This is a genomic window from Rhizobium sp. SL86 (assembly GCF_026672545.1).
Taxonomy (GTDB): Bacteria; Pseudomonadota; Alphaproteobacteria; order Rhizobiales; family Rhizobiaceae; genus Neorhizobium.
Genome location: NZ_JAPPRJ010000002.1, coordinates 990190 through 1006585, shown reverse-complemented (window position 1 = coordinate 1006585; position 16396 = coordinate 990190). Strand labels below are relative to the sequence as shown.

Annotated in this window: 12 protein-coding genes and 1 pseudogene; 10 read left to right on the top strand and 3 right to left on the bottom strand. The window is 62.0% G+C overall.

Translation table 11 applies throughout. From position 1 onward, the window contains the following. Positions 1-31: 31 nt before the first annotated feature. The 9 genes from OU993_RS16760 to OU993_RS16720 all read left to right on the top strand — a co-directional run bounded on the left by OU993_RS16760 (position 32) and on the right by OU993_RS16720 (position 9554). Positions 32-1012, top strand: coding sequence for a branched-chain amino acid ABC transporter permease (locus OU993_RS16760; RefSeq protein ID WP_442792991.1), 981 nt, complete (start codon positions 32-34; stop codon positions 1010-1012). Between the two features lie 116 nt (positions 1013-1128). Continuing rightward, complete coding sequence (locus OU993_RS16755; RefSeq protein ID WP_268159303.1) at positions 1129-2724, top strand: GMC family oxidoreductase; 1596 nt, start codon at positions 1129-1131, stop codon at positions 2722-2724. Beyond that, positions 2649-3629: a 3-hydroxyisobutyrate dehydrogenase gene (gene mmsB, locus OU993_RS16750; protein WP_268159705.1), complete on the top strand. Its 981-nt coding sequence runs from the start codon at positions 2649-2651 to the stop codon at positions 3627-3629. The genes OU993_RS16755 and mmsB overlap by 76 nt, the downstream gene beginning before the upstream one ends. A 90-nt stretch (positions 3630-3719) precedes the next feature. After that, positions 3720-4376 (top strand): helix-turn-helix domain-containing protein, encoded by a 657-nt coding sequence (locus OU993_RS16745; RefSeq protein WP_268159302.1) that lies wholly within the window; start codon positions 3720-3722, stop codon positions 4374-4376. Positions 4377-4465: 89 nt separating this feature from the next. Beyond that, entirely contained in the window at positions 4466-5371 is a 906-nt protein-coding gene (locus OU993_RS16740) for a class II glutamine amidotransferase (protein WP_268159301.1), read from the top strand. Position 5372: 1 nt separating this feature from the next. Further along, on the top strand, positions 5373-6059 hold the full coding sequence (locus OU993_RS16735; RefSeq protein WP_268159299.1) for a GXGXG domain-containing protein: 687 nt from the start codon (positions 5373-5375) through the stop codon (positions 6057-6059). Positions 6060-6073: 14 nt separating this feature from the next. Then, positions 6074-7402, top strand: coding sequence for an FMN-binding glutamate synthase family protein (locus OU993_RS16730; protein ID WP_268159297.1), 1329 nt, complete (start codon positions 6074-6076; stop codon positions 7400-7402). Between the two features lie 84 nt (positions 7403-7486). After that, entirely contained in the window at positions 7487-8794 is a 1308-nt protein-coding gene (gene glnT / locus OU993_RS16725; RefSeq protein ID WP_268159296.1) for a type III glutamate--ammonia ligase, read from the top strand. Positions 8795-9023: 229 nt separating this feature from the next. After that, positions 9024-9554 (top strand): DUF992 domain-containing protein, encoded by a 531-nt coding sequence (locus OU993_RS16720; RefSeq protein WP_268159294.1) that lies wholly within the window; start codon positions 9024-9026, stop codon positions 9552-9554. A 10-nt stretch (positions 9555-9564) separates the two neighbouring features. Here the strand turns inward: OU993_RS16720 and OU993_RS16715 are convergent, their stop codons facing one another. Further along, positions 9565-10536 carry a LysR substrate-binding domain-containing protein gene (locus OU993_RS16715; RefSeq protein WP_268159703.1) on the bottom strand — a complete coding sequence of 324 codons (972 nt, stop codon included), beginning with the start codon at positions 10534-10536 and terminating at the stop codon, positions 9565-9567. A gap of 210 nt (positions 10537-10746) precedes the next feature. On the opposite strand from OU993_RS16715, the gene katG reads away from it, so the two are divergent. Beyond that, positions 10747-12966 carry a catalase/peroxidase HPI gene (katG, locus tag OU993_RS16710; RefSeq protein ID WP_268159292.1) on the top strand — a complete coding sequence of 740 codons (2220 nt, stop codon included), beginning with the start codon at positions 10747-10749 and terminating at the stop codon, positions 12964-12966. Between the two features lie 121 nt (positions 12967-13087). On the opposite strand, the gene OU993_RS16705 is transcribed toward katG, so the two are convergent. Continuing rightward, positions 13088-13552 carry a cyclic nucleotide-binding domain-containing protein gene (locus OU993_RS16705; protein ID WP_268159701.1) on the bottom strand — a complete coding sequence of 155 codons (465 nt, stop codon included), beginning with the start codon at positions 13550-13552 and terminating at the stop codon, positions 13088-13090. 30 nt (positions 13553-13582) lie between these two features. Next, positions 13583-16301 (bottom strand): annotated as a pseudogene (locus tag OU993_RS16700) (ABC transporter transmembrane domain-containing protein). Positions 16302-16396: the final 95 nt, after the last annotated feature.

Sequence of the window (16396 nt, the reverse complement as noted above, 5' to 3'; positions counted from 1 at the left end):
CATGGCCCGCAGTTCTTCCACCGCACCCGCAGTGCTTGCCGGAACCGACAAGGCCGATCCGGCCGCCGCCTCCGGCTTCAAGCTCGTCCTCGGCGTTGTCGCGCTCGGCGTGCTGCTCGCGGTCCCTTTCTTCGTCTACCCGATCTTCCTGATGAAGGTCCTGTGTTTTGCGCTGTTTGCCTGCGCCTTCAACGTGTTGCTGGGCTATACGGGCCTCCTCTCCTTCGGCCATGCCGCCTTCTTTGGCGGTGCGGCCTATTTCACCGCCCATGTGGTGAAGGAGTGGGGTTTTCCGCCGGAACTCGGGATACTGACGGGTGTCGTCGGTGCCGCCGCCCTCGGTTTCGTCATGGGCGCGCTCGCCATCCGCCGGCAGGGCATCTATTTTGCCATGATCACGCTGGCGCTGTCGCAGATGTTCTTCTTTTTCTGCCTGCAGGCGGAATTCACCAAGGGCGAGGACGGCATCCAGTCCGTGCCGCGTGGCCATCTTCTCGGGCTGATCGATCTCAACCAGCCGCTCGCCATGTATTACACGGTTGCTGGCACCTTTCTGATCGGCCTGTTCCTCATCTGGCGCTTCGTCAATTCGCCCTTCGGCATGATCCTGAAATCGATCCGTGAAAACGAGGCACGTGCCATCTCGCTCGGTTATTCCGTGCAGCGCTACAAGCTGGGTGCCTTCGTCTTCTCCGCCGCGATCGCCGGGCTTGCGGGCGCCATGAAGGCGCTGGTCTTCCAGTTCGCGACGCTGACGGATGTCGCCTGGCAGATGTCCGGCGAGGTGATCCTGATGACGCTTCTTGGCGGTATCGGCACCATGTTCGGGCCGATCGTCGGGGCGGGCTTCATCGTCGCGCTTGGCAACTATCTCGCCACGACCGGTTTCCCGGTCACCATCATCACCGGCGTCGTGTTCATGGTCTGCGTGCTCGTGTTCCGCCGCGGCATCGTTGGTGAATTTTATGCCTCGCGGCTTGGCCGACGGCTCGGGCTCGATCACCGTCACTGACCGGATAGCCTTCTTGTCCGGGGCCGCCTGTCCCGGACCTTTGAAAACCTTGGAAATGACTGCCGCTTTGCGGGCAAAAAACGCCCGTCGAAACGGTTCCCTGTGGAGTGGGGGCCATGCAGACTTACGACTATATCGTCATCGGTGCCGGATCGGCGGGCTGCGTGCTCGCCAACCGGCTGGCGGCAGACCGCAACACCCGCGTCCTGCTTCTGGAAGCCGGCGGCAACGACAATTACCACTGGATCCACATCCCCGTCGGTTATCTCTACTGCATCAACAACCCGCGCACGGACTGGTGTTTTACCACGGAAAAGGAAGAGGGGCTGAACGGCCGCTCGCTCAACTATCCGCGCGGCAAGGTTTTGGGCGGCTGCTCGTCGATCAACGGCATGATCTACATGCGCGGCCAGGCGAGAGACTATGACCAATGGCGCCAGATGGGCTGCGAGGGCTGGGGCTGGGACGACGTCCTGCCGATCTTCCGCCGCTCGGAGGATTTCTACAAGGGCGCCGACGAGATGCATGGCGCAGGCGGCGAATGGCGCGTGGAGCGCGCCCGCGTGCGCTGGGCGGTGCTGGAAGCCTTCCAGCAGGCTGCGAAAGAAGCCGGCATTCCGGAAACAGCCGATTTCAACCGCGGCACAAATGAGGGCAGCGGTTATTTCGACGTGAACCAGCGCTCCGGCATCCGCTGGAACACTTCGAAGGCCTTCCTGAAGCCGGCACTGGCCCAGGGCAATCTGACCGTCCTCACCAAGGCCCATGCCGAGCGCTTGATTATTGAGGGCGATGCCGTCACCGGCGTCGAGGTCCGCCATGATGGCGTGACCAAGCGGTTTTTGGCGCGCCGGGAAACGGTGCTCTCAGCCGGTGCCATCGGCTCACCGCATATCCTCGAACTCTCCGGCATCGGTGATCCGGTCGCCTTGAAGAAGGCCGGCATTGAGGTGGTGCGGGCGGTGCCGGCGGTCGGCAACAATCTGCAGGACCATCTGCAGCTTCGTGTCGTCTTCAAGGTGACCGGTGTCCCGACGCTGAACGAAAAGGCCTCCGCCCTCTTCGGCAAGGCTGCGATCGGCCTTGAATATCTGCTGCGCCGTTCCGGGCCGATGTCGATGGCGCCGAGCCAGCTCGGCATTTTCACCCGCTCCGGACCGGAAAAGGAGACGCCGGATCTGCAGTTCCACGTCCAGCCCGTCTCGCTCGACAAGTTCGGCGATCCCGTGCACCGGTTTCCGGCGGTTACCGCCAGCGTTTGTAATCTGAGGCCGGAGAGCCGCGGTTCGGTGCATGCCCGCTCGCCGGATTTCGCCCACCAGCCGGCGATCGCCCCGCATTATCTCTCCGCCGAAAGCGACCGGCAGGTGGCGGTCAAGGCTATCCGGCTTGCCCGCACCATCGCACAGCAACCGTCCTTCGCAAGATTTCATCCGGAGGAGTACAAACCCGGCCCCGCCTATGAGAGCGAGGAGCAGTTGATGGAGGCCGCCGGCAAAATCGGCACGACGATCTTCCACCCGGTCGGTACCTGCCGCATGGGCGCGGATCCGGACAGCGTCGTCGATCCGCGGCTGAAGATGCGGGGCCTCAACCGGCTGCGCATTGCCGATGCCTCGATCATGCCGACCATCACATCCGGCAACACCAATTCGCCGACGATCATGATTGCCGAAAAAGCAGCCCAGATGATCCTGGCGGACAACCGATAAAACAGGAAAGGGAGGAACAGTCCATGGCAACCATCGCATTCATCGGTCTCGGCAACATGGGCCTGCCGATGGCCGGCAACCTCGCCAAGGCGGGCCATGCCGTCACCGGTTTCGATCTGTCTCCCGCCGCGAAACAGGCGGCAGAGGCGGCGGGATTGTCCTTTGCCGGCAGCCTCAAGGAGGCGATTGCGACGGCCGATGTCATCATCACCATGCTGCCGGCGGGCGCGCATGTCATCTCCGTCTGGTCTGAGATTGCGCCTCAGGCAAAACCCGGCAGCCTGCTGATCGATTGTTCGACCATCGATGTGGCCAGCGCCCGCAAGGCGCATGAGATTGCCGAAAGCGCGGGCCTTGCCGCCCTCGATGCGCCTGTATCAGGCGGCACTGGCGGGGCGAGCGCTGCCACGCTCACCTTCATGGTCGGTGGCAGCGACGATGCCTTCGGTCGTGGCGAGCCGCTGCTGCAGGCCATGGGCAAAAAGATCGTCCATTGCGGTACCGCCGGCGCCGGCCAGGCGGCGAAGATCTGCAACAACATGATCCTCGGCATTTCGATGATCGGCGTCTGTGAGGCCTTTGCTCTGGGTGAAAAGCTCGGCCTTTCGCATCAGGCGCTGTTTGATGTCGCCTCCACCTCGTCCGGCCAGTGCTGGTCGCTCACCACCTATTGCCCGGTACCGGGCCCGGTGCCCACCTCGCCGGCCAATCGCGATTACGTGCCGGGTTTTGCCGCTAGCCTGATGTTGAAGGACCTTAAGCTGGCACAGGAAGCCGCCCTTGCCGCCGGTGCCTCGACGCCGCTTGGTGCCGAAGCCGCGCAGATCTACGGCCTGTTCGAGAAGCTGGGGCAGGGCGGGCGCGATTTCTCCGCAGTGATCGAGTTCCTGCGCGGCAAATCCTGACCGGTGCGGGTACCAAAGCGCGCACAAGTGCCGTTTTCCCCGCGTCGCAAATCGGCTAGAGCCAGATGACGGATGAGGACGAGGGACACCATGGCAAAACGGGCAGGCAGCAAGACCGGGGCAAAAAACGTGCTGGGTCAGAACCCTCACGCCGTGCGCGAGCCGCGTGCCAACAATCTCGAAATGGCGATCGGTCACGAGGTACGTCTATTCCGCAAGAAGCTCGGTATCACGGTCGCCGATCTGGCGACCGCCACCGGCATGTCGATCGGCATGCTGTCGAAGATCGAGAACGGCAATATCTCGCCATCGCTGACGACGCTGCAAGCGCTGTCGAGGGCGCTCGGCGTGCCGATCACGGCCTTTTTCAAGGGTTTCGAGGAGCCGAAATCGGCAAGCTTCGTGCGCGCCGGAGAAGGCGTGGATATGGAGCGGCGCGGCACAAGGGCCGGTCACCATTACAGCCTGCTCGGCCATATCGAGAACAACACATCCGGCGTCACGGTGGAGCCCTACCTCATCACGCTGACGCATGAATCGGATGTCTTCCCGACCTTTCAGCATGAAGGCATGGAGTTTCTCTACATGCTGGAGGGCGAGGTGGTCTATCGGCATGGCGACAGCCTCTACCCGATGCAGAAGGGCGACAGCCTGTTCTTTGATGCCGATGCACCGCACGGGCCGGAGAAACTGGTAAAACTGCCCGCCCGCTATCTCTCGATCATCTCGTATCCGCAAGCGCGATGATTGCTCTTCAAGAAACTTTTATTCCCTCAGATTGATTTTCGGTTTGCCCGCTGCTACCCCTGTTCCAGACGCGAACGGGGAGATGAACCATGTGTGGCATCGTCGGTTTGTTCCTGAAGGACAGGAGCCTGGAGCCGAGGCTCGGGGATCTGCTGTCGGACATGCTGATCACCATGACCGACCGCGGACCGGATTCCGCCGGTCTTGCCATTTACGGCGGCGCGCCTGCGGGACGAGCGAAGATCACGGTCCAGTCCGCACAGCCGGAGGAGGATTTTGAAGGCCTTGCGGACGCGCTTTCCGAAGAAGGCGTTGAGGCGTCCGTCTCGCGCAAGAGCACGCATGCTGTCATCGAACTCGATGCGCGTGTCCTGGAGGGTGCCCGCGCCGCCCTCGCGGTGATCCGCCCGAACCTGCGCGTCATGGGCGCCGGCGAACGGGTCGAGATCTTCAAGGAGGTCGGACTGCCGAAGGATGTGGTGACACGCTTCGGCATCCGCGCCATGGCAGGCACGCACGGCATCGGCCACACGCGCATGGCGACCGAAAGTGCCGTCACCACACTCGGCGCCCACCCGTTTTCCACCGGTGCCGATCAGTGCCTCGTCCACAATGGCTCGCTGTCGAATCACAATAATCTGCGCCGCTCACTCATCCGCGCTGGCATGCGTTTCGAGACGGAAAACGATTCCGAGGTCGCCGCGGCCTATCTCACGGCGGAGATGGAAAAGGGCAAGGATCTGGGCGAGGCGCTCGGCAGCGCGCTCAGCGATCTCGACGGATTCTTCACCTTCGTCGTGGGCACCAAGACAGGCTTCGGTGTGCTGCGTGATCCGATTGCCTGCAAACCGGCCGTGATGGCCGAAACCGAACGCTACGTCGCTTTCGGTTCGGAGTACCGTGCATTGGTCAACCTGCCGGGCATCGAGGAAGCCCGGATCTGGGAGCCGGAGCCCGCCACCGTCTATTTCTGGGATCACGAGAAAGCCGCCTGACATGCCTGTGTTCGACCTGTCCATAACGCCGCTGCGCGAATTGAACGGCGCCCTGCATGGGCTTGGGCCCGGCACCAACGACACAGCTTTCGAAGTGATCAATCCGCGCGGCCATCATGCGGTGGCCGTCGGCATCGACAGTCCTGTCACCGTCGAGGTGCGGGGATCGGTCGGTTATTATTGCGCCGGCATGAATGATGGCGGCACCGTTACCATTCATGGCTCCGCCGGGCCGGGCGTTGCGGAAAACATGATGTCCGGCACCGTCATCATCGAAGGTGATGCCTCGCAATATGCGGGTGCCACCGGGCGCGGCGGGCTGCTCGTGATCAAGGGTAATGCCGCTTCGCGCTGCGGCATTTCGATGAAGGGCATCGATATCGTCGTGCATGGCTCCATCGGTCACATGTCGGCCTTCATGGGCCAGTCCGGCCACCTCGTCGTCTGCGGTGATGCCGGCGAAGCGCTCGGCGACAGTCTCTACGAGGCAAAGCTTTTCGTGCGTGGCTCGGTCAAAAGCCTCGGCACCGACTGCGTGGAAAAGCAGATGCGCCCGAAACACCTGAAGAAGCTGGCAGAGCTTCTGGAAAAAGCGGGCGTCACGGATGCGAAGCCGGAGGAGTTCCGCCGTTACGGCTCCGCCCGCAAGCTCTACAATTTCCACATCGACAATGCAGACGCATACTGAGGCGAGGATTTCTCATGAGCTACCACAACCCTCAGACCCCGCCGCGCAAGTCCGCCACATTTGACGACCATACGCTCGCCGAGATCCGTCGTGCGGCGGCGACCGGCATCTATGATATCCGAGGCGGCGGCACCAAACGCAAGGTGCCGCATTTCGATGACCTGCTGTTTCTCGGAGCGTCGATTTCCCGTTATCCGCTGGAAGGGTATCGCGAAAAATGCGAGACGTCGGTTGTGCTCGGCACGCGTTTTGCGAAGAAACCAATCGAACTCAAAATCCCCATCACCATCGCCGGCATGAGTTTCGGCGCGCTCTCCGGCAATGCCAAGGAGGCGCTTGGCCGGGGTGCGACACTCGCCGGCACCTCCACGACGACGGGCGACGGCGGCATGACGGACGAGGAGCGCGGTCATTCGGAAAAGCTCGTCTACCAGTATCTGCCCTCGCGCTACGGCATGAACCCGAAGGATCTGTGCCGGGCCGACGCGATCGAGATCGTCGTCGGTCAGGGTGCGAAGCCCGGCGGCGGTGGCATGCTGCTCGGCCAGAAGATTTCCGATCGCGTTGCGGAGATGCGCACTCTGCCGAAGGGCATCGACCAGCGGTCCGCTTGCCGCCATCCGGACTGGACGGGCCCCGACGATCTCGAAATCAAGATCCTCGAACTGCGTGAGATCACCGATTGGGAAAAGCCGATCTATGTAAAGGTCGGCGGTGCGCGCCCCTATTACGACACCGCGCTTGCGGTCAAGGCCGGGGCTGACGTTGTGGTGCTCGACGGCATGCAAGGCGGCACGGCGGCCACCCAGGATGTCTTCATCGAACATGTCGGCATGCCGACGCTGGCCTGTATCCGCCCTGCCGTCCAGGCGCTGCAGGATCTTGGCCTGCATCGCAAGGTGCAACTGGTCATTTCCGGCGGCATCCGTTCCGGCGCGGATGTGGCAAAGGCGCTCGCGCTTGGCGCCGATGCGGTGTCGATCGGCACGGCGGCACTGGTGGCAATCGGCGACAATGATCCGAAATGGGAGGAGGAATACAGACAACTTGGCACCACCGCCGGTGCCTATGACGACTGGCACGAGGGCAAGGATCCGGCAGGCATCACCACGCAGGATCCGGAGCTTGCCGCCCGGCTCGATCCGGTACTGGCCGGCAGACGGCTTGCCAATTATCTCAAGGTGATGACCCTGGAGGCGCAGACAATCGCACGCGCCTGCGGCAAGAACAGACTGCACAACCTGGAACCGGAGGACCTCTGCGCCCTGACGATGGAGGCCGCCGCCATGGCGCAGGTGCCGCTGGCCGGCACCAGCTGGTATCCGGGCAAGGGAGGATTTTGACGGCCGGGACGTCGCTCCGTCACCGGGGCGGCATTCTGAAACATCGCTGATTGTGTCTCAAATCCATAAAAACAGGGGAACGGCGTGACACAGGATCTTGCAGGCTTCGCTCACGAGCGGGGCATTCGTTATTTCATGATCAGCTATACCGACCTGTTTGGCGCTCAGCGTGCCAAGCTGGTTCCGGCACAGGCGATCACCGACATGCAGAAGGACGGAGCCGGGTTTGCCGGATTTGCGACCTGGCTCGACATGACGCCGGCGCATCCGGATCTGTTTGCCATGCCGGATGCGTCTTCGGTGATGCAGCTTCCCTGGAAACGGGATGTTGCCTGGGTGGCCGCCGATTGCGCGATGGACGGAGAGCCGGTCGAACAGGCGCCGCGTGTCGTCTTGAAACGGCAGGTGGCCAAGGCCGCTGCCGCCGGCCTGCGGGTGAAGACAGGCGTCGAGGCGGAATTCTTCCTGATCAATGCCGATGGCGAACGCATCTCGGACGAGGCCGATATCGCGGAAAAACCGTGCTACGACCAGCAGGCGCTGATGCGGCGTTACGACGTGATCGCCGAAATCTGCGACTACATGCTGGAACTCGGCTGGAAGCCCTACCAGAACGATCATGAGGATGCGAATGGCCAGTTCGAGATGAACTGGGAGTTCGACGATGCGCTGGCGACCGCCGACAAACATTCCTTCTTCAAGTTCATGGTCAAGTCGGTGGCGGAAAAACATGGTCTTCGCGCCACCTTTATGCCGAAACCGTTCCAGGGCCTGACCGGCAATGGCTGCCATTGCCACATTTCCGTCTGGGATCTGGACGGCAAGACGAACGCCTTTGCCGATCCCGCCATGCCCTTCGGTCTGTCGGCCAAGGGCAAGACCTTCCTCGGCGGCATCATGGCCCATGCGACGGCGCTCGCCGCCATCACCAATCCAACGGTCAATTCCTACAAGCGCATCAACGCGCCGCGCACGCTCTCCGGTGCCACCTGGTCGCCCAATACCGTCACCTGGACCGGCAACAACCGCACGCACATGGTGCGCGTGCCGGGACCCGGCCGTTTCGAGCTGCGCCTGCCGGATGGTGCGGTGAACCCCTACCTGCTGCAGTCCGTCATCATCGCCGCCGGTCTTGGCGGCATGGAGAGGGGTGCCGATCCGGGGCCGCACCACGATATCGACATGTATGCGGAAGGCCATCTGGTGAAGGATGCGCCGCGTCTGCCCCTGAACCTCCTCGACGCCCTGCGGGCCTACGAGGCGGATGCGGTGCTTCAGGACGCGATGGGTCGCGACTTCTCGAAAGCCTATCTGAAGCTGAAACACGGCGAATGGGATTCCTATTGTGCCCATTTCTCCCGTTGGGAGCGGCAGACCACCCTCGACGTTTGAACGAACAGGATCTTGAAGCGGTCAAAGTTTCGCGAAGGTGATCTGCGCCACCGCTTCCGCCGGCAGCCGTGGAGGTGTCCGGCATCGATCACGAAATTTTTGGGAACAACAAAGTTCTTGCAGTATTCCGTCAGGATCATTTTTTTGCCACGCGCGTTAACGATGAAGTTTCTGCAGGCTGTCGTCAGAGTCGCCAGTCCGGCAGCGACAGCATCAAAGGAGTATTTCGATGAAGAAGATTCTTGCCGTAGCGGTTGCCACGCTTCCCGTGCTCTCCAGCGTCGGCACGGCCTCTGCCGCTGACGTCATCTCCAGACGCGATCCCGTTCCGACCTATACCGAGAGCGATCAGCGCGGCGGCGTGCGGATCGGCTATCTCGATTGCAGCATCGGCGGCGGCGTTGGTTACGTCCTCGGTTCTGCCAAGGAGGCGGATTGCGTCTTCACCTCCACAATCGGGTCCGAGCCGCTCGATCGTTACACGGGCGTCGTGCGCAAGATGGGTGTGGATATCGGCTTTACCACGCGCAGCCGCATGATCTGGGCCGTACTGGCGCCGACCGCCGGTTACCATCACGGTTCGCTCGCCGGTCTCTACCAGGGTGCGAGCGCCGAAGTGACGGTTGCCGCCGGTGCTGGTGTCAATGTTTTGATCGGCGGTACCGCCGGATCGATCCATCTGCAGACCGTCAGCGTCACCGGCCAGCTTGGTCTGAATCTGGCCGCGACCGGCACCTCGATGACACTTACCCCCGCCTGATTCTCCGGGATCAGCTGCGATCATCTGCCCCGCCGGATGTGGCGGGGTGGTTGACCGGGCGGGCCGGCGGCCCATCCGCGGTGCGCAGGTTTTCGGCGGAGGTCCGCACGATATCGGCAATTGCATGCAACTGCCGGGCAATCGGGCTCGAGCGGCGCCACACCATGCCGATGCGGCGGGATGGCTGCGGATCCTTGAAGCGTGCGACACAGACGCGGGCGGAACGCGTCTCGACCGGAACGGCGATCTCCGGGATGAGCGTCACGCCAATCCCCGCGCCGACCATCTGGACGAGCGTCGACAGCGAACTGCCGTCCAGCAGTTCGCGCGGTCTCTGGCTTCCGCTGCCGATCTGGCAGAAGGACAGCGCCTGCTCGCGAAAACAATGGCCCTCTTCCAGCAGAAGCAAACGCATTTCCTGAAGCTGCTCCCGCTCCGGAACCGGTTTTTCTTCGTCTTCCCAGGATCGCACCAGCAGAAAATGTTCGTCGAACAGCGAAACCTCTTCGAGCGACGCCTCGGAGACGGGTAACGCCACGATCGCCGTATCCAGCCGTCCCTCCGCAAGTTCGTCCAGAAGTTTTGGCGTCACCGTCTCGCGCACATGGATGTCGAGGGCGGGGTTGTCGCGGGTCAGCCGGCCGATCATCGCCGGCAGCAGATAAGGCGCGACCGTCGGGATCACGCCGATCCGCAGGCGGCCGGTCAGCTTTTCGCGGGAGGCGCGGGCAAGGTCGCCGAGTTCGTCGATTGAGCGGAGAATGTCGCGCACCCGGAGCACGAAGTCCTCGCCAAACGCGCTGAGGCGCACCTGGCGCGCGCCGCGCTCCAGCAGTTCCACGCCCAGCGTTTCCTCCAGTTCCTTCACCTGCACCGAAAGTGCCGGCTGCGAGATGGAACAGGCTTCCGCGGCACGTCCAAAATGGCCGTGCCGGGCCAGCGCGTCGAAATAGCGGAGCTGCCGCAGCGTCAGGTTCATGATAACCTTACCTTATCGATACCATCAGTTTATAATAATTACATTAATGGAACTTATTTGCTAGAGCAGTTCTAGACAGCAGCTGTCGCAGGGATCGGACAAGATTTCGCAGGACGGATGCCGGATATTCAGCGGGAGCCACGTCGCAAGGACGTCGCAAACCCGGTTGATGATGATGAAGCTGAACCCAGGCAAAGTTTCTTGGAGGATAAAATGGACGTGACGAAGCAGGCAGCCGGAAAATGTCCGGTGGCGCATGGCGCGACGAGCATGAGCATGCGCGGCAACCGCGATTGGTGGCCGAACCAGTTGAACCTGAAGATCCTGCACCAGAACACGGCTCTGTCGAACCCGATGGATCCGACGTTCAATTATGCCGAAGCCTTCAAGACGCTGGATCTCAAGGCCGTCAAGCAGGACCTTTATGCCCTGATGACCGACAGCCAGGATTGGTGGCCGGCTGATTATGGCCATTACGGCCCGTTCTTCATTCGTATGGCCTGGCACAGCGCCGGCACCTATCGCACGGCCGATGGCCGCGGCGGTGCCTGCTCCGGCACCCAGCGTTTCGCGCCGCTGAACAGCTGGCCGGACAACGGCAACCTTGATAAGGCCCGCCGCCTGCTGTGGCCGATCAAACAGAAATACGGCAATGCGCTCTCCTGGGCCGACCTTATGATCCTTGCCGGCAACTGCGCCATGGAGTCGATGGGCTTCAAGACCTTCGGTTTCGGCGGCGGTCGCGCCGATGTCTGGGAACCGGAAGAAGACATCTATTGGGGTTCGGAAAGCGAGTGGCTCGCCACCAGCGACAAGGAAGGCAGCCGCTACACGGGTGACCGCGTGCTGGAAAACCCGCTCGCCGCCGTGCAGATGGGTCTGATCTACGTCAATCCGGAAGGCCCGGACGGCAAGCCGGACCCGCTCGCCTCCGGCCGTGACGTGCGCGAAACCTTTGCCCGCATGGCAATGAACGACGAGGAAACCGTCGCTCTCGTGGCCGGCGGCCACACCTTCGGCAAGATGCATGGTGCGGGCGACGCTGCCCATGTCGGTCCGGAACCGGAAGCAGCCGGCATTGCCGAAATGGGTCTCGGCTGGATCAGCACCCATAAGAGCGGCAAGGGTTCCGACACCATCACCAGCGGTCTCGAAGGCGCCTGGACGCCGAACCCGACCCAGTGGGACATGGGCTATTTCGACGTTCTCTTCGGTTATGAATGGGAACTGGTGAAAAGCCCGGCCGGTGCCTGGCAGTGGCATGCGAAGGATCTGGCCGAAAAGGACCACGCTCCGGATGCCGAACACCCGGAAAAGAAGGTTCCGATCGTCATGAACACCGCCGACATGGCGATGCGCATGGACCCGGCCTATGAAAAGATCGCCCGCCGTTTCCACCAGAACCCGGAGGAGTTTGCCGACGCCTTTGGTCGCGCCTGGTTCAAGCTGACCCACCGCGACATGGGGCCGAAGGTTCTTTACCTCGGTCCGGAAGTGCCCGCAGAAGACCTGATCTGGCAGGATCCGGTTCCGGCTGTCGACCATCCGCTGGTCGATGCCGCCGACATTGCAAGCCTCAAGACGAAGCTCCTGAATTGTGGCCTGACACCGGAAGAGCTGGTCCGGACCGCCTGGGCTTCCGCCTCCACCTTCCGTGGGTCCGACAAGCGCGGCGGCGCCAACGGTGCTCGCATCCGTCTTGCGCCTCAGAAGGACTGGGCGGCCAACCAGCCGGAGCAGCTGGCCAAGGTGCTCGGTGTCCTGGAAGGCATCAAGGCTGAGTTCGATGCCTCCGCCACCGGCGGCAAGAAGATCTCGCTCGCCGACCTCATCGTGCTCGGTGGTTCGGCTGCCGTGGAACAGGCTGCACGCGCTGCCGGCCATGCTGTCGAGGTTCCCTTCGCGCCGGGCCGCACCGATGCGACGCAGGAACAGACGGACGCCGCCTCCTTCGAGGCTCTGGAGCCGGAAGCCGATGGTTTCCGTAACTACCAGAAGACCGAGTTCACCATCTCGTCGGAAGAGATGCTGATCGACAAGGCACAGCTCCTGACGCTGACGGCTCCGGAAATGACCGTGCTCGTTGGTGGCCTCAGGGTTCTCGGCAACAATGTTGGCGGCTCCATGCACGGTGTGCTGACCCGTCGTCCGGGTCTGTTGACGAACGACTTCTTCGTCAACCTGATGGACATGAGTGTTGCCTGGAAGGCTGTCACCCCGGCAGAAAACGTGTTCGAGGCGCGTGACCGCAAGACCGGTGAGGTCAAGTGGACCGGAACCCGCGTCGATCTCGTCTTCGGTTCCAACTCGCAGCTGCGGGCGCTCGCTGAAGTTTATGCGCAGGCCGACAACCAGACGAAGTTCGTCAATGACTTCGTCGCCGCCTGGGTCAAGGTCATGAATGCGGATCGTTTCGATCTCGCCAAGGCCTGAACCCCGAATCGATCCCGGAAGGTGGCCGGTTTGCCCGGCCACCGATCCGTCACGCGATCCAACGACAAAGGCCGCCGGTTCGCCCGGCGGCCTTTGTTTATCCATCTACGATAAATGGCTTTCAATTTGCAGGGGCGTGCTCGCGGCTGCGCGCCAGCGACAGTTCCATCGTTGTGTGGTTCAGGCGGTCGGCCAGCACGCGCATGATTTCGACGGCCATGTCGGGAAAATCGTTCATCAGGTCAAGGAAATTGTCCTTGCTGATCTTCAGCACTTCCAGCCGCGTCGTGGCGCGTACGGTGGCAGTCCTCGAGACATCACACAGGATTGCGATCTCGCCGACGATCGAATTCTGCTCGACCTCGGCCACCTTGATCTCGCTGTCACCCGAATCGACCAGCACATCAGCCGTGCCCGACAGCACCACATAGGCCGCGTCGCCGGCATCGCCCTGGCGGAAAAGGTTCTGCCCCTCCCGGCAGGTCAGCCGCTCGGAGGCAAAGGCCAGAAGTTTGAGTTTGGCCGGCGCGATCTTGGCAAAGAGCGGCACACGCCGCAACATTTCCACCTCGTCCTTCAGCAGCATCAGCAAGACCTTTCATGACCTGTCAAAAGACTAATACGAGACGAGTTGCTTGAACATACTCTTTTGATCAGCGAACTCGGCAAAAGTCGTATTTTCGACAAGATTGCCATTCTGGAAAACCATGATCCGGTCAAAAAGTTCGCTCATGCGCGCATTTGGCAGAACCCAGATGATTGCCGGCTTGTGTCCCTCCTCGTGCAGGTCGGTCATGATGTTGTGGATGATCGTCTCCTGGGCCCGCTGATCGAGCGCCGGAAGCGGACGGTTGAAGATGAAATAGTCGGACCGTTTCAGCAGCGCGCGCGCCAGGTTGAGCTTTTGGCGCTGCACATTGGTCAGGCGCCTGCCTTGCGCGCCGACCTGGAAATCCAGCCCGATGGACAGGACATGATCTTCCAGCTCCAGGTCCCGGAAGACGCTCTGAATGATGGTGCGGATCTGGTCGCTCGTCTCGGCATCCTGCAGGCTGATGCGCCCGAAGAGGACATTGTCCATCAGCGAGGCGGAGGCCATGAAATGGTTCGGGTCGTACCGTTCGATCGCTTCGTTGAGCTCCGGCGGGATGTCGGCGTAGAACGTCGCGCGGGCCGCGACGATCATCTCCATCAATTCCGCCGTCAGCAGGCCGAAACGGTGCCTCGGCTCGATATAGGCGAAGCTGAGGCGAATGATGTTGGCCCGTTCCTCCTGGCTTGCCTTGTCGGCCGAATGCCCCTTCAGCTTCGGCAGAAGCGCCTCGTAGGCGGGAATGTCCTCCGCCTTCATGAAGGTCAGTTGCTGGAAGAACGGGTGGTCGGGCGGCAGGTCGCGGAACAGTTCGACCATGTTTTCCGCAATTTCGAGCCCCATATTGTAGAGCGTGTCGACAAGCCCCGTCTGCCGCAGCACCTGGCGGAAATAGGGATGTTCGGCAAGCCGCTGGCTCGTCATCAGCTCCGACTTCATGACGCCGAAGAGGATGTTCTCGCCGACGCTTGCGAGACTGTTGTAGCTGCCGTCCTCGAAGCTCTCGACAACATCCTGCAGCCCTTCCGCTTCCAGCCGGTCGCGCAGGGCGGCGCGCACCTTGACGATCTGCTCGGTCATCACGCTGTGGGTGTCGACATCCACCATTGAGCGCAGCGCGAGTTCGAACAGATCCTGCGAGATCGTCACCGCGTCCAGAACCGGGCGGATGACCTTCAGAAGATCGTCCGGACCACTCGCGCCGGCTGCGCGGTAATCGATCCAGTCGCTGTTGAGGTCGAGAACCGGATTGCCGGCACTGATCGTTTCGCCGACCTTCTTTCTGAACGTCCGGGCGTCGGCCCCTTCATAGGTCACGTCCGTCAGCGGCGCGTGTTTTAGCACGTAGAGAAGGTTGTCGCGCAGGCTACCGTGGAAAAAATAGGTGTCGGAGGAGACATAGGAGATGCGGCGCCCGGTGATGGCTTCCGGCACCTCGCGGATGTCGTTTCCGTCGATTGTAATGCGCCCGGAGGCCGGCCAGAGAACCCGTCCGAGCGCCTCCGCCAGCGCATCGCCGCCGGACCCGGTATCACCGAGGATCGCCACCGTCTCGTCCGGCGCGATTTCCAGCGAGACATGATTGAGCAGCGGCGCATTGCTGTCGTCGGTCAGAACGAGGCTGGTGATCACGAGCGGCGATGCAAGCCTGGGCACCGGCTCGCGAAATACCTCCTGGATCTTTCTGTCCGAGAGACCGTCCACGTCGAACTGCTCGCTGACCTGCGCATATTTGATCTGCACGTCCTGCCGCGCCTGGTCCCAGTCGATCAGTTCTTTCAGGGGGCCGGGCAGGTCCTTGTAGGCGCCGATCACCGCCACGAGCTGGCCGATGTCGATGCGGCCCTGGAGCGCCAGATATCCGCCGATCGCGTAGAACAGAAACGGTGTCACCTGTGCGAGGAAGTTGTTGATGAACTTCACCATGAACTTCCACTGGTAAAGGTCGTAACGGATCGCGAAGATCCGCCCCAGCCGGTCGGCGATATCGGCGCGCTCGAGGTTGGAGGTGTCGTGGCCGCGAATGGTGTGGATGCCGTCGACGATTTCGCTGAGGCGCCCGGAAAGCTCGCGCGCGGTCAGCTGGCGTTGGCGTCCGAGGATCAGCAGGCGTTTGCGCATTTTGGGGATGACAACTGCCTGCACCACAACGATGGCAAAGGCGATCATGCCGAGCCAGAAATTCTGCATCAGGATGAAGGCAAGCGCCGTCAGCGCCTGGCCGCCCAGAAGCGCCGGCTGTACGAAGGCATCGCCGGTGAAGCCGCCGAGCGGCTCCACCTCGTCCTTCACCATGGTGGCGATTTCGGCCGCACGGACACGTTTGAAATGCGCCGGCGGAAAGCGCAGCACGCGGTCGACGAGTTCGAAACGGATACGCCGCAGCATGCGCTCGCCAAGTCGGCCCTTGTAGGTGTTGATGTAGAACTTGAAGAGACCGTTCAGCACCACAAGCGCCAGGAACACGCCGCTGAGTGCCATCAGCATCTGGACACGGTCGGAGTTCCAGCCCTTCGAAAAGCTCGACATGACCTAGCAGCGGAAGGTCAAAGGCGATCCGCATGAACAGCTGCGTGGCGTCCGGATCGCCAAAACCATCGCCCTGGATGGGGCCGTTGACGATGCGTTTCGGCAGATCGAAAGACAGGAAGTACGGAATCATCGAGGCCGCAACGACGAGCAGGATCCACAGTTGCTGCTTGTAGGTGTTGACCCAGATGTAACGAGTGAGGCTTTTTTCCATCGTGCTCTTCGTATACGGCCACCAGCGATTCCGTGAACCTGTCGGTGGCGTCCGTCCCCTCTGCCTCAAATGACCTGATGTAAATATTACGGGGG